The sequence below is a fragment of the Burkholderia dolosa genome (assembly GCF_902499135.1).
GTDB classification, from domain to species: Bacteria; Pseudomonadota; Gammaproteobacteria; order Burkholderiales; family Burkholderiaceae; genus Burkholderia; species Burkholderia dolosa.
In genome coordinates this window covers 1-13,746 of sequence record NZ_CABVPR010000037.1, presented here as the reverse complement: position 1 = coordinate 13,746, position 13,746 = coordinate 1, and the positions used below count along the sequence as shown (strand labels likewise).

Annotated in this window: 13 protein-coding genes and 1 pseudogene; 5 read left to right on the top strand and 9 right to left on the bottom strand. The window is 69.4% G+C overall.

Annotation, left to right across the window (positions count from 1 at the left end):
• Positions 1-3 precede the first annotated feature (3 nt).
• Positions 4-1,476, top strand: coding sequence for a sigma-54 dependent transcriptional regulator (locus BUB20358_RS17360; RefSeq protein WP_035973621.1), 1,473 nt, complete (start codon positions 4-6; stop codon positions 1,474-1,476).
• Positions 1,477-2,287: 811 nt separating this feature from the next.
• Here the strand turns inward: BUB20358_RS17360 and BUB20358_RS17355 are convergent.
• Positions 2,288-3,070: an ABC transporter substrate-binding protein gene (locus BUB20358_RS17355; RefSeq protein WP_035973625.1), complete on the bottom strand. Its 783-nt coding sequence runs from the start codon at positions 3,068-3,070 to the stop codon at positions 2,288-2,290.
• Between the two features lie 234 nt (positions 3,071-3,304).
• On the opposite strand from BUB20358_RS17355, the gene BUB20358_RS17350 reads away from it, so the two are divergent.
• On the top strand, positions 3,305-3,724 hold the full coding sequence (locus BUB20358_RS17350; RefSeq protein ID WP_006765463.1) for an MbcA/ParS/Xre antitoxin family protein: 420 nt from the start codon (positions 3,305-3,307) through the stop codon (positions 3,722-3,724).
• Positions 3,725-3,726: 2 nt separating this feature from the next.
• On the top strand, positions 3,727-4,425 hold the full coding sequence (locus BUB20358_RS17345; protein ID WP_094190637.1) for an RES family NAD+ phosphorylase: 699 nt from the start codon (positions 3,727-3,729) through the stop codon (positions 4,423-4,425).
• A gap of 51 nt (positions 4,426-4,476) precedes the next feature.
• On the opposite strand, the gene BUB20358_RS17340 is transcribed toward BUB20358_RS17345, so the two are convergent.
• Positions 4,477-5,208: a metallophosphoesterase gene (locus tag BUB20358_RS17340; RefSeq protein WP_006765464.1), complete on the bottom strand. Its 732-nt coding sequence runs from the start codon at positions 5,206-5,208 to the stop codon at positions 4,477-4,479.
• 134 nt (positions 5,209-5,342) lie between these two features.
• Between BUB20358_RS17340 and BUB20358_RS17335 the strand changes: the two genes are divergently transcribed.
• Positions 5,343-5,996 (top strand): DUF1345 domain-containing protein, encoded by a 654-nt coding sequence (locus tag BUB20358_RS17335; protein ID WP_006765465.1) that lies wholly within the window; start codon positions 5,343-5,345, stop codon positions 5,994-5,996.
• A 34-nt stretch (positions 5,997-6,030) separates the two neighbouring features.
• Here BUB20358_RS17335 and BUB20358_RS17330 read toward each other — a convergent pair whose 3' ends face one another.
• Positions 6,031-6,699, bottom strand: coding sequence for a glutathione S-transferase (locus tag BUB20358_RS17330; protein WP_035975112.1), 669 nt, complete (start codon positions 6,697-6,699; stop codon positions 6,031-6,033).
• A 55-nt stretch (positions 6,700-6,754) separates the two neighbouring features.
• Entirely contained in the window at positions 6,755-7,462 is a 708-nt protein-coding gene (locus BUB20358_RS17325; protein ID WP_035973630.1) for an SAM-dependent methyltransferase, read from the bottom strand.
• A gap of 486 nt (positions 7,463-7,948) precedes the next feature.
• Between BUB20358_RS17325 and BUB20358_RS17320 the strand changes: the two genes are divergently transcribed.
• Positions 7,949-9,622 (top strand): DUF3459 domain-containing protein, encoded by a 1,674-nt coding sequence (locus BUB20358_RS17320; protein WP_006765468.1) that lies wholly within the window; start codon positions 7,949-7,951, stop codon positions 9,620-9,622.
• Positions 9,623-9,708: 86 nt separating this feature from the next.
• Here the strand turns inward: BUB20358_RS17320 and BUB20358_RS17315 are convergent, their stop codons facing one another.
• From BUB20358_RS17315 to BUB20358_RS17295, 5 genes and pseudogenes are all read right to left on the bottom strand, one after another.
• A complete protein-coding gene (locus BUB20358_RS17315; protein WP_035973632.1) occupies positions 9,709-10,293 on the bottom strand; it encodes a thiamine phosphate synthase in 585 nt (194 codons plus the stop codon).
• A gap of 22 nt (positions 10,294-10,315) precedes the next feature.
• Entirely contained in the window at positions 10,316-11,659 is a 1,344-nt protein-coding gene (locus BUB20358_RS17310; protein WP_035973634.1) for a hemolysin family protein, read from the bottom strand.
• 80 nt (positions 11,660-11,739) lie between these two features.
• Positions 11,740-12,519: a sensor histidine kinase gene (locus BUB20358_RS17305; protein WP_006765470.1), complete on the bottom strand. Its 780-nt coding sequence runs from the start codon at positions 12,517-12,519 to the stop codon at positions 11,740-11,742.
• A gap of 70 nt (positions 12,520-12,589) precedes the next feature.
• Complete coding sequence (locus BUB20358_RS17300) at positions 12,590-13,513, bottom strand: DMT family transporter (RefSeq protein ID WP_006765471.1); 924 nt, start codon at positions 13,511-13,513, stop codon at positions 12,590-12,592.
• Between the two features lie 45 nt (positions 13,514-13,558).
• Positions 13,559-13,746, bottom strand: a pseudogene (locus tag BUB20358_RS17295) (LysR family transcriptional regulator); the annotation flags it as partial.

Here is a 13,746-nt window from a genome sequence, read left to right as displayed (position 1 = left end):
ACGATGGTTGCAAGGTCACCCGACGCAAACGGGGGAGCGGCGCCCGAGAAGCCGTCCGTATCCGTCACCGCTCCCGAGGCCGGACGCAAGCTGTTCGTGATCATGCGTTCGCCCGACGAGTCGCTTCTTGCACAATTGCGCGGGCTCGGCTGGGAGGTGACCGTCGCGAAGACGGCCGGCGCCGCGCAGAACATGACGTCCGGCGTGCGGCTTGCCGCCGGGCTCATCGATTTCACCGGATTCACGTCGCGCGATTACCCGGCATTGAAGGCCTGCCTGAGCCAGCCGGCGATCGGCTGGATTTCGATCGCGCAGGCCGGCGTCACGATCGGCCCTGCGGTGCGCGAGCTGATCCGCAGCTACTGTTTCGACTACGTGACGCTGCCGCTGCCGTACGAGTGGATCTCGCACGTGCTCGGCCATGCGCGCGGAATGGCCGCGCTCGATCGCGTCGACGGCGCCGCGTATGCGGCATCGATCGGCGAGTACGGGATGATCGGCAGCTGCGAAGCGATGCAGCAGCTGTTCAGCACGATCCGCAAGGTCGCGAAGACCGATGCGAGCGTGTTCATCTCCGGCGAATCGGGCACCGGCAAGGAGCTGACCGCGCTCGCGATCCACGAGCGTTCCGCGCGCGGCAAGGGGCCGTTCGTCGCGATCAACTGCGGCGCGATTCCGCATCATCTGCTGCAGTCCGAGCTGTTCGGCTACGAGCGCGGCGCGTTTACCGGCGCGAACCAGCGGCGCGCGGGCCGGATCGAGTCGGCCAACGGCGGCACGCTGTTTCTCGACGAAATCGGCGACATGCCGGTCGAGAGCCAGGCGAGCCTGCTGCGCTTTCTGCAGGAAGGGAAGATCGAGCGGCTCGGCGGTCACGAGTCGATCGCGGTCGACGTGCGGATCATCTCGGCGACGCACGTCGATCTCGACGGTGCGGTCGAGGCCGGGCGCTTTCGCGCGGACCTCTATCATCGACTGTGCGTGCTGCGCATTCACGAGCCGCCGCTGCGCGCGCGCGGCAAGGACATCGAAATCCTCGCGCACTACGTGCTGCAGAAATACAAGGCCGACAGCGGCCGCAAGATCAGCGGCTTCACGTCGGCCGCGCTCGACGCGATGCGCCGCTACGAATGGCCGGGCAACGTGCGCGAACTGATCAACCGCGTGCGGCGCGCGATCGTGATGGCCGAGAGCCGGCTGCTGACGCCGCACGATCTCGGACTCGACACGCCGGGCGAAACCGAACCCGTGACGCTCGAACAGGCGCGCTCGCTGGCCGAGCGCACCGCGATCGAGAACGCGCTGCTGCGCAACGATCACCGGATCAACAAGGCGGCCGCGGAACTCGGCATCTCGCGCGTGACGCTCTATCGGATGATGATCGAGCACGGGCTGAACGATCACGACAGCCACGACGGCAACGGCGGCAAGGACGGCTCGCCGTCCGACGACGCCGATCATCAGCGGGTCGGCTGAGCGCCGGCTGCGCGCGGCGGGCCGATGCGGGCCCGCGCGGACGTCCGCATTCCGCATGTAAAGCACCTGAAACATTTCCGGCCGACGGCGTCGCGAAATCGCGCTGCCGGCGCGCGCGGCTGCGTGCCGCGTCGGCCGGCAAGATTTCCCGCACCGTCCGGCGGGCTTGCGCGGCGAGACTTCGCCGCCGCGCGGCCGAAGCCGGGCCGCGCGGCGCATGTATCAGTTTCGAAACTTCCGGCACGGTCGCGCGGTGCCCGCCGCGGGTTCGTCGGACCGAACCGTTGCGCGGCCGGGCGCGCACGCCGCTGGCCCGCTCCTTGCGACGATGGACATACGAAACTAGACGACGTCGGATCCGGCAAGGACGGCCCGCGGGGATGCACCGGACGGACGGGCCGACACGGTCATGTTCCGGCCGGCACGGGCCGGCGTCGTCGAATCGTCGGGGCACCGGCATCGTCCGGCGGCCGGAACAATCGACAGACCGAAAACGGGGTAGAAAAATGATCGATCGTCACACGCCGCGGCCGGCCAGCCGCGATCGCAGCGATTCGGCGCACCGGCGGCCGGCCGTGCACGTGGCCGCCGGCCGGCATGCCTCGACAGGCCATCTGTGCACGCCCGGCGCGAGGCGGATCCGGCTCATCGCCGGTCATCCGCGCCGGGTCGCTGCGTTCTCGCTCGCCGGCCCGATCCGCAAGGGCATGTGCGCACGGGCGCCGGTTCCCCGGCGCCCGATCTTCACGTACTGACGCTGCGCGGCGTTCGCGTGCGGCCGGCATCACGCCGGCCTGCATGCGCGGCCGCTTCAGCCGCCGTAGATGTCGAAGTCGAAGTACTTCGACGCGAGCCGCTTGTATGTGCCGTCCTTGACCATGTCGAGGATCGCGCGGTCGATTTTCGCCTTCAGGTCGGTGTCTTCCTTGCGCAGCCCGATGCCCGCGCCGACGCCTAGCACCTTTTCATCGACCAGTTCCGGGCCGACGAACTGGAAGCCGGCGCCGCGCGGCGACTTCAGAAAGCCGATCGCGGCCTGCACTTCGTCCTGCAGCGCGGCGTCGAGACGGCCGGCGATCAGGTCCGCGTACACGCCGTCCTGGTTCTGGTACGCGACGACGTTCGCGCCTTGCTTCGCCCAGTACGCCTTCGCGTACGCTTCCTGCGTCGTGCCCTGTTCGACGCCGATCGACTTGCCCTTCAGCGACTCGGCCGTCGGCAGCAGCGGCGAACCCTTCTTCACGACGAGGCGCGTCGGCTGGTTGTAGATCTTCGTCGTGAAGCCGATCTGCTCCGCGCGCTGCGGCGTGATCGACATCGACGACAGCACCGCGTCGAACTTCTTCGCCTTCAGCGCCGGAATCATCCCGTCGAAGTCGTTTTCGAGCCACACGCATTTCGCCTTCAGGCGCGCGCAGATCTCGTTGCCGAGATCGATGTCGAAGCCGACGAGCTTGCCGTCGGGCGCCTTCGACTCGAACGGCGCGTAGCTCGCGTCGGTGCCGAAGCGGATCGTGGTCCAGTCCTTCGCGATGGCGGGGCCTGCCGATACCGCGAGCAGGGCGATCGAAACGACGGCAATCAGTCTCTTCATGGTGGTGTTCCTTGGGCGGGGTCGATCCGGTTCGGTGGGACACGGTTCCAGCGGACGACCCGCGTATCGACGCGAGGTCCGCGCGGCCATTAACGCAGAAAATAAAATATGAGTCCATAATGGACAGAAAATATCGATTCTGCGGGCCCAATCGCGAAATGACGGGTGACGACCCTTGCAAAAATACGAAAATGGACTAGTCTTGTTAGTGAATTCGTTTAGAGACTAACAATCATGTCACAGCCCGCGTACCATCCGCACCCCGCCCCGCGTCAGGCCTCGGTCGCGCAGATGTCGGCGGCCGGCCTGCGCGCGTTCTTCAACATCGCGCGCGACTGGGATCTGACGGTCGACGAGCAGATCGTGCTGCTCGGCTCGCCCGGCCGTTCGACGTTCTTCAAATGGAAGGCGGCGCCCGAATCGGCGCGCGTGCCGCGCGACACGCTCGAGCGGCTATCGCTGCTGCTCGGCATCTACAAGGCGCTGCAGATCCTGCTGCCGCAGCCGGCCGCGGCCGACGGCTGGATCAAGCGGCCCAACGACGCGGCGCCGTTCGGCGGCAAGCGCGCGCTCGACCGGATGCTGGCCGGCAACGTCGGCGATCTGGTCGCGGTCCGTCAATATCTCGACGCGATGCGAGGTGGCTGGGCGTGACGATGCCGACCGAAGCGACACGCTGGCCGACGACGACCGTCGACTGGGCGCCTGCCTATCGCGTCATACCTACCCGTTTCCCGGCGATCAACCTGTTCGACCGCGTCGCGTCGGCCGACGATTTCGACGCGCTGTACGCGCTCGAATCGCTGACGAACGACCGCATCCGCAACGAAATCGGCACGCTCGATCTCGTGCCGCCGGCCGAGCGTCGCTACGGGCCCGGCTGGGGGCCGATCATGGCCGCGTTCACGCACCTGAATCCGCAGGGCAGCCGCTTTTCCGACGGCACGTACGGTGTGTTCTACTGCGCCCGCTCGCGCGACACCGCGATTGCCGAGACGCGCTATCACAGCGGGCTGTTTCTCGCCGCGACGAAGGAGCCGCCGATGCGTCAGCAGATGCGGCTCTACACGGTATTCGCGCACGGCGGCGACGTGGCCGACGTGCGCACGTGGCGGCAACGCGATCCGGCGCTGCTCGATCCGCTCGACTACAGCGCCGGGCAGGCGCTCGGCCGCGCGGTGCGCAACGCGGGCGGCGCGGGCATCGTCTATCCGTCGGTGCGCGATCCGGGCGGCGAATGCCTCGCGGCGTTTCGCACGACGCTGCTGCGCGACTGCCGCCACGCGGCTTATCTCGAGTACAACTGGAACGGCTCGGCGATCGATGCGGTGTTCGAGCTGAGTCAGGTCGGCTGACGCGGCGCGCGGCCGCGCGTCACGGGCTTGCGACGCCGCGACGCGGCCGCGTCACGGCAGCGGCAAGTCGCCCGCGTGGCGCTCGCGCGCGGCGGCCTGCGTCATCGACCAGGTCCGGCCGGTGCGCGGCTCGGCGAGCGTCAGCCGCCCGGACGGCGCGAACGCGCCGGTGTCGATGAACCATTGCGCGCCGATGCGTTGCGGCGTGCGCACCGGCGTATGGCCGGTACAGGTCAGCGACAGTCCGGCCTGCACGGCCGGATCGGCGAGCCCCTGAACGAGATCGCGGCCCCAGATCAGCCGCTCGCGCACGTCGTACGAATAGCTGCCCGTATCGAGATCGGCATCGGAGCCGAAGAATTCCGCATGCAGCACGTTGAAGCGCTCAGTGCCGTCGCCGACGACGCGCACGAGCGGCAGCGCGTCGACGCGCGCCGCATGCGCGTGCAGCCGCTGCGGCGGCAGGTCGGCGCCCCAGTCGCCGCCGATCCCGCGCCACGCGTCGGCCGGCAGCTTGCCGCGAGATACGAGGCTCAGTACTTCCTCGTGATTGCCGCGCACCACGTGGCACCACGGCCGGTCGAGCAGTTCGAGCGCAGCCTCGGACGCCGGACCGCGATCCACCAGATCGCCGACCGAGAACAGCCGATCGCGGGCCGGGTCGAACCGGACGTCGTGCAGCAGCGCGCGCAGCACGTCGACGCAGCCGTGCAGATCGCCGACGACGAAGTCGCGGCCGAGCGTGTTCGCCGGATGGCGGCAGAGGGAGGCGAAGGCAGTCATCCTGTCATCTTAGGCGCTCGCGACCGTCGCCACGTGAGCGCGGAATCGCGATAATCGGGGCAGCACCGGCCGGCGTCGCGCCGCTTGCGGTTCGCCGCGCCGGCCGATTTTTTCATCCGCTTCGGAAGCTTTCGATGACGCCTTATCCGCAGGTATTACGCAACCGGCCGCGCATGGTCACGGCGTTCGTCGCGGGCGTGCTGTGCGCGCTGCTGCTGCCGTCGCCGCTGCGGCCGACCGTGCGCGCGCTGATCGGCTGGGATTGCGCGGTCTGGCTGTATCTGGCGTTGATGTGGGTGCGCATGGTGACCGCGCATCATCACAACGTGCGCGAGATCGCGATTCGCGAGGACGAGAACGCGACGATCGTACTGACCGTCGTCTGCCTCGCGACCGTCGCGAGCGTGGCGGCGATCGCGATCGAGCTCGCGACCGCGAAGAGTGTCGGTTTTCGCGCGGGGCTCGGCCATTACGCGATCACCGGCGCGACGCTGTTCGGCGCGTGGTTCCTGATTCCGACCATCTTCACGCTGCACTACGCGCGGCTCTACTACGGGTCGCCGTCCGGCGAGCGCGCGCTGCGGTTTCCCGATGCGCACCCGGAGCCCGATTACTGGGACTTCCTGTATTTCGCGTTCACGATCGCGGTCGCGTCGCAGACCGCCGACGTATCGCTCGCGAACCGCTCCGCGCGACGCGCGGTGCTCGCGCAGTCGATCCTTTCGTTCTACTTCAACATGGCCGTGCTCGGGCTGTCGATCAACGTCGCGGCGGGATTGCTGAGCTGACGCCCGATGCCCGATGCTCGACGCGTGACGCCGGCTATTTGAGCAGTTCGTACGGACCGCCGCGCTCGAGCGCCCGCCGATACGCGGGGCGCGCGTGGATCGCGGCGAGAAAGCGGGCGATCGCCGGATGCCGGCCGCCGTCGCCGCGCGCCGTCGCGGCTTCGAGCGGAAAGCTCATCTGGATGTCGGCTGCACTGAAGTCGTCGCCGACGAACCAGCCCGTGCGCGCGAGCGCGTCGTCGATATGGCGCAGATGCAGCGCGATCTGCGGATCGACGAAACCCGACTGCAGCGTCGCCGCGATCTTGCGCGCGATCGGTCGAGCGAAGAACGGCATCGGCGCGTGCGCGATCCGCAGTGCGACGAGCTTGAGCAGCAGCGGCGGCATCGCCGAACCTTCCGCATAGTGCAGCCAGTACGTGTAGTCGTGCCGCTCCGGCGTGCCCGGCCGCGGCGCGAGGCGGCCGTTGCCGTAGCGTTCGACCAGGTATTCGACGATCGCGCCCGATTCGGCGAACGTGCGGCCGTCGTCGGTCACGACGGGCGACTTGCCGAGCGGATGGATCGCCCGCAGCGCGGGCGGCGCGAGCATCGTCTTCGGATCGCGCTCGTAGCGCACGATCTCGTACGGCACATCCAGTTCTTCGAGCAGCCACAGCACGCGCTGCGAGCGCGAGTTGTTCAGGTGATGGACGGTCAGCATGTCGGGGCCGAAAGAGGGCGGGAACGACATCATACCGGGCGCGATAGCGGACCCGTTACGCGCGCCGCAGCGCGATCCACGCGCCCCAGAACAGACTCGCGAAAAAGCGCAGCGGCGTGTCGAAGCCCGCACCGTGCAGCAGCGCGGCGACCGCTTCCTCGGACGCCGGCGGATCGGCGCCTTGCAGGATTTTCGCGAGCTGCGCGCGCACCGCGTCCGGCGTCGCGCCCTTCATCCGCCAGCGCTGCTGCCACGCATCGAGCAGCCGGCGATGATCGGCGTAGCGGCGGTAGTTTCCCGCGATCACGAGCGGCGCGCCGGGTTTCATCCGGCGCGCGATCGCGTCGAGCAGTGCCGCCTTCGCATCGTCGCCGCGCACGTGATGCAGCACGCCGATCAGCGTCGCGCCGTCGAACGCGCGCACGTCCGGCAGCGCGTCGACGCCGGCCTCGACGAACGTCGTGCGCGGGCCGAAGCCCGCGGCTTCGACGTTCGCGCGCGCCAGCGCGAGCATCGGCGCGGACGGATCGACTGCCGTGAACCGCCAGCCCGGCTCGAGCGCCGCCGACACGCGGATTTCCTGACCGGTGCCGCCGGCGCCGGCGACGAGAATGCGCGCGTCCGGCACGCCGATCGACGCGGCCAGCATGCATGCGGCGAGTTCGTGGCACGCATCGTAGCCGGCGAGCGCGATGCGCGATTGTTCCGCGTATTCGTGCGCGCGGGCCGGATCGAATTTCGCGGCGCTGGCGGGGAGCGACATGGCAGGTTCCTTTTGGCAGGGAGCGACGGGCGCGGACGGCACGGCCCGCGAGCATTGCCGCAGAGCATAAGCGCGTGCGAACGGTGCAACAAGGCGAGCCGTCATTCCGGTATGCGGACTACCCGACTGCGGTGTGGGGGGCTGTGGCGAACTTGCTTCGGCGAACCTGCATCGATCGGCGAACCCGCTTCGGCGAACCTGCTTCGGCGAACCCGCTTAGGCGAACCCGCTTGGGCGAACCCGCTTGGGCGAACCCGCTTCCGCGAACCCGCCTCCGCGAACCCGCCTCCGCGAACCCGCCTCCGCGAACCCGCCTCCGCGAACGCCGAGGGTCGATACGAATTTAAAAATCTGCGTACGAATGCGTCGCCGCGGCGAAACCGGCGCATACTTTTTTCCTCCCTTCCGCCTGGCCACCGTATGCCGGGCCGCGATGCGCCGCACGAAGGCGCGGCCATGCCGCTCGGCACGCACGAGGAGCGCATGATGTCCGATTGTCCGCACGATCCGTATGCGCAGCACTATATCCACTGTCTGCCGTTCGGCGCGCAGCCGTGCGGCGCGCTTTGCGCGACGCCGCGCATGCACTTTCGCGTGTGGGCGCCCGGCAGCACGCAGGTCCAGCTCGAACTCGACGTCCGCGACGGCAACGGCCCGACGCTCGTGCCGATGACGGCGGCCGGGCCGAACTGGTTCGAAGTGTTCGTCGAATGCGGTGCGGGCGCGCGCTACCGCTATCGGCTCGACGATTCGGTATCGATTCCCGATCCGGCGTCGCGCTCGCAGCCGGAAGGGCTCGACGGCCCGAGCGAAGTCGTCGATCCGCGCGCGTTCACATGGCACAACACGTTCTGGCGCGGACGCCCGTGGGAGGACGTCGCGCTCTATGCGATTCGCCCGCACGCGGTGGGCGGCTTCGACGGCGTGCGCCGCCGGTTGCCGCAGCTCGCACGTCTCGGCGTGACCGCGCTGGAGCTGCTCGCGTCGCCGCACGACAGTCTGCCGTTCGCGCCGCTCGCGTCCGAAGGCGGCCCCGACGCGCTGAAGGCGCTGATCGACGCCGCGCACGGCTACGGTCTCGCGGTGCTGCTGGAACTCGATTACGCGCGCTTCGGCAGCGGCACCGACGCGCTGCGTCACTACGCGGCGCCGTTCTTCCATACGCGCGACGATCCGCTGCAGGCGTCGCCGCTCGCACTCGATCATCCGGAAGTCTGCGATTTCTTCTGCGACAACGCGCTGTACTGGATCGACGAATACCGCTGCGACGGGCTGCGGCTGCGCGAGGCGGACCGGATCGGCGTGTCGTGGTTGCGCGAGATCGCCGATCGCGTGCGCGCGGCGGTGCCGGCCGACCGGCTCATTCATCTCGTGCTCGGCAGCGAACGGCATCCTGCGCATCTTGCCGCCACGCATTTCGACGCGCAGTGGAACGGCTGCGGCGAACGCGCGCTGCACCGGCTGACCGCGCACGGCACGCTCGCGCATGAAGGCATCTCGACGCATCAGTCGATCCACACGCTCGCGCGCGCGCTGACGGCGTCCGGCGCGGCGTTCCAGCCGGTCGCGTCCGCCGACGCCCCGTTCGCCGACGGCGGCTTGCCGTTGACGTCGCTCGTGCTATCCGACGGCGTGTGGCGCGACAGCGACTGCGGCGATCCCGACGCGAGCGCGCGCGCGCACGAAGCGCATCTCGCCGCGCTCGCGCTGTCGCTGCTGACGCCGCAGATTCCGCTCGTGTTCGACGAGACCGCTCGCGACGCCGATCGTGCGCATTTCGTGCAGTCCGCGCTCGCGGTGCGCGCGAAGCTGATCTCGCCGCGGCTGTCCGATTGCCGGCCGCAGGATGCGCATACGCTGAAGGCGGGCGGCGAAGGCGAGGCCGACGCGCTCGTCGCGTCATGGCGGCTCGCCGACGACGAGACGCTGACGATCGCATTGAACCTGTCGCCCGATGCGGTGCCGTTCGATGCACCGGCCGGACGCGTCGTGTTCCAGACGCCGGCCCGCGCGCGCGACCGGATCGACGAAGGCGAGTTGCCGCCGTATTCGCTCGTTGCGTGGCTGACCGGGAACGTCAATCAGTACGCGCTGACGCACGACGTGCGTCGCATCGACGACGGCGGATGGCGCGGCATCCGGCGCAACCTGAATGCGTGAGCACGTGAGCACGTGAGCGCCTGAACGCCTGAACGCGCAAGCGCCTGAAGCGTCGTGCGCTCAGCCGCGCGCGGCTGCACCGCGGCTTACCAGAACCCGCGAATACCCGCGATTCCGTATGCGCGATGCCGACGCGCGACGTCGAGATGCGCGCGCGTCATCCCGCCGAGCGCGTAGACGGGCATCGCGGCCTGCGCGGCCAGCGCGTCGAATTTCTCCCAGCCGAGCGTCGGTGCGCCGGGGTGACTGAGCGTCGGCAGCACGGGCGACAGCGTGACGAAGTCGGCGCCGGCCCGCGCGGCCAGAAGAAGATCGTCCGCCGTGTGGCACGCGGCGGACACCGGTGTGTCCGCAGGCAACGGCCGCTGCGCGACCGTCCGCAACGCGGCGCCGTCGAGATGCCAGCCGGCCCCGTCGAGCCGCATCACGCCGGCCGCATCGATCGGCCCGTTGAGCATCAGCTGCGCGCCGGCCGCGTCGCAGCGGGCGAGCGCGTCTGCGGCGAGCCGCGCGAACGCGGCGGCATCCAGCGATTTGGCGCGTAGCTGGACGAGCGTGTCGCCGCGCGCGAGCACGGCTTCCAGACGATCGACGAATGCGCGGCAATCGGCCGCCGACGCGGACGCCGGTTCCGGCGTGATCACGCAGCAGCGCGGCAACGTCGCGTTCATCGCGCGCGCCGTGACGAGGCCGTCATTCGTCGGCTTCCTTCATCGTCTTCGGATAGACGCGCACGAGCACGATCCGAGGCCCATTCATCTTCTTCACGACGACGTCGAAGCGATCGAACGACACGCGCTGCCCTTCGGACGGCAGATCGTTCAGCGCCTGGATCACCAGCCCGCCGACGGACTCCGCGCGCCCTTCGTCGATGTCGATGCCGAGCGCCTGCTCGAGCGACACGACGGGCAGGCTGCCCTTGCCCATCAGCGTGCCGTCGTCGAGGCGGCTCCAGTCCGCATCGCCCTGGTGGAACTCGTCGTGAATCTGGCCGACGAGCGCGCCGAGCAGATTGTCGAGCGTCAGGAAGCCGATCGGCTTCTCGCGCTTGTTGCCGACGAGCGCGAAGTGCGGCGCGCCCTTGCGGAAACGGCGGAACAGATCGAGCGCCGGCATGTCGGGCTTCACGTACTGCACCGGGCGCACGTAATCGGACAGATCGTCGAGCGCCGCGCCCGCGTGACGCGCGAGCAGCAGGTCCTTCAGATGGATCAGCCCGAACACGCGTTCGCGCGACGCGTCGGCGAACAGCGGATAACGGCTGAACCGGTGCCGCGCGACGATCTCCATGTTGTCGGGCAGCGGCAGGTCGCGGCGCAGCCCGATCATTTCGTGCGCGGGCCGCATCAGGTCCGACACGGTCATCGACGAGAAGTCGAGCGAGTGCGCGAGCGTGTTCCACTCGTCGTTGCTGTACGAGCCGCGCGTCGGCTGCGCGGCGCCGCCGGCCGTGCTGCGGCGGCTGCGCAGGATCAGCTTCAGCTCGTCGGTCGAGTAGTGCGCGTCGCTGCCGTGATCGGCGGACAGGCCGGCGAGCCTCAGCACCGCGTTCGCACTGGTGTTGAGCAGCCAGATCGCCGGATACATCGCCCAGTAGAACGCGTAGAGCGGCAGCGCGACCCACAGGCCGACCTTTTCGGGCTGGCGGATCGCCATCGATTTCGGCGCGAGTTCGCCGACGACGATGTGCAGGAACGAGATCAGCGAGAACGCGAATACGAGCGAGATCAGGTGCACGACGCGTTCGGACTCCACGCCGAGCAGATCGAGCAGCGGGCCGATCAGTTCCGCGAACGCCGGCTCGCCGATCCAGCCGAGGCCGAGCGACGCGAGCGTGATGCCGAGCTGGCACGCGGACAGATACGCATCGAGCCTGCCGTGCACGACGCCGAGGATGCGGCCGCGCAGCCCGTGCTTGCGGGCAAGCGTCTTGACGCGCGTCGTGCGCAGTTTGACGAGGCCGAACTCGGCTGCGACGAAAAACCCGTTCAGGGCCACCAGCAACAACGCGCCGATGAGCGCGAAGATCTGTAACAAAAGAATCGCTCCAGGGAATGACGAGGCCCATCAGTATAGGGCCGGAAAGGCAAACGTAATGTTTCGGCTGTCCGAACGGCCTATACGGATGCGTCGCCCGGCAGCGCAAGCGTCAGCGCGACCGTCGCGCCGTCCGTGAACGCGTCGTGCACGAACGTGCCGCCGTGCGCGATCGCGACGCGCTGGCAGAGCGCGAGCGTCCAGGCGACGCGCTTCGCATCGCGTTCGCGCAGCATCTCGCGGCGCGCGAACGATTCGAATGCGTGCGGCAGCGTCGGATCGGCGAGTGCGGCGGCCTGCACGCAGCAGGTGGCGCGCGCAACGATCCGCGCGCCGTCGCGCGTGCACGCGAGCGTCACGCGGCTGCCGGCGGCGCTCGCTTCGACGGCCGTCGTCAGCATCGTCCACAGCGCCTGCGCGACGCGTTCGCGATCGGCGGACAGCACCGGGTCGCCGTCGGGCAGCGCCGCGTCGATCGCGACGTGCCGTGCGTCGGCGAGCGCGAAACGTACGAGCGCGACCGTGTCGTCGAGCACCGCGCGCAGCGCGAACGGCTGCCGCACGATCGCGGGCGTGCGGCTTTCCTCGCGCGGCGCGTCGAGCACGCCGTCGATCAGCGTCACTTGCTGCTCGATCCCGGTACGGATCCCGGCGAGCGCGCGCTGCAGGTTCGGGTCGGCGCCGGCGAGCTGGCGCTCGAGCACGTACGCCCAGCTCTGCATCGCGTTGAGCGGACTGCGCAAATCGTGCGACGCGGTCGAGAGCGCCTGGTCGCGCAGGAACAGTGCGGCTTGTGCCGCGTAGTGCGCTGCGCGTTCGCGCAGCAGATCGGTGGTGGGGACGACGGTGGTGGACGTCACGGAACGGGCCTGTCGAAAGCGGTGAGCGTGGAACACACGCGAATCGCCATCATTATAGGGACGGCGCGCGTCAGGCCGGCAGTGCGTCCTCGTCCTTTTTCCGTGCGTCGCCGTTCGGCAGCAGCTGGCACGCGAGCAGGCCGGCGAGCATCAGCGCGCAGCCGACGAGCGCGCGCAGCGTCAGCGTTTCGCCAAGCGCGGCCCAGCCGGCGACCGCCGCGAACACGCCTTCCATGCTGAAGATCACGGCCGCGTGCGCGGGCGCCGCGTCGCGCTGCGCGACGACCTGCAGCGTATAGCCGACGCCGACCGACAGCAGCCCGCCGTACAGCAGCGTCGGCAGCGCGCCGCGCAGCATCGCGATGCCGATCGGCTCGACGGCGACGCCGGCGACCAGGCACAGCGCGCCGCACACGACGAACTGCAGGAACGCGAGCACGAGCGGATCGTGGCGCCTGGCGAGGTGGCCGACGGCCATCACGTGCGCGGCGATGATCACGGCGCCGGCGAGCTGGAACCAGTCGCCGTAGAGCACCGAGAAATGCTCGTCGATGCTGAGGAAATACAGGCCGATCGCGGCGAGCAGCGCGCCGAACCATGTGCCGGCGCCGATCCGGTGACGCGCGAACGCGCCCATCAGCGGCACGATCACGACGTACAGCGAGCTGATGAAGCCGGCGTTCGCGATCCGCGTGTACTGCAGGCCGACCTGCTGCAGCGAGATCGACACCGCGAGCAGCGCGCCGAGCGCGACGCCCGGCACGAGCAGCGCCGGCCGGCGGCGGATCGCCGCGAGCTGCGCGCGCGACGCCGCGTTGATCGCCAGCAGCGGGACCAGCACGAGCGCGCCGAGCAGGAAGCGCAGCCCCGTGAACAGGAACGGCCCGATCACGTCGAGGCTCAGTCGCTGCGCGACGAACGCCGACCCCCAGATCGCGGCGGCGGCGAGCATCAGCAGGTTGGCGCGGAGATGTTTGCGGGTGTCGGGCTTCATCGGAGTGCGTCGGGAGAGGGCGGGCGGCAGGCGAAACCCGACAGTTTACGCCGGGATTGCAAGACTGTCGGCGAACCTGCGCAGCGCGGCGGCCGCGCGCGCGTCGCGCACGCGCGAGTACAGCACGACCTGCGACCGCGGCAGCGGCGGCAGGCCGAACTTCGCGCCGACGTCGACCAGCGTGCGCGGCGCGACGCGGCGCGCCAGCGGGCAGACCGCGAGCCCGGCGGCCG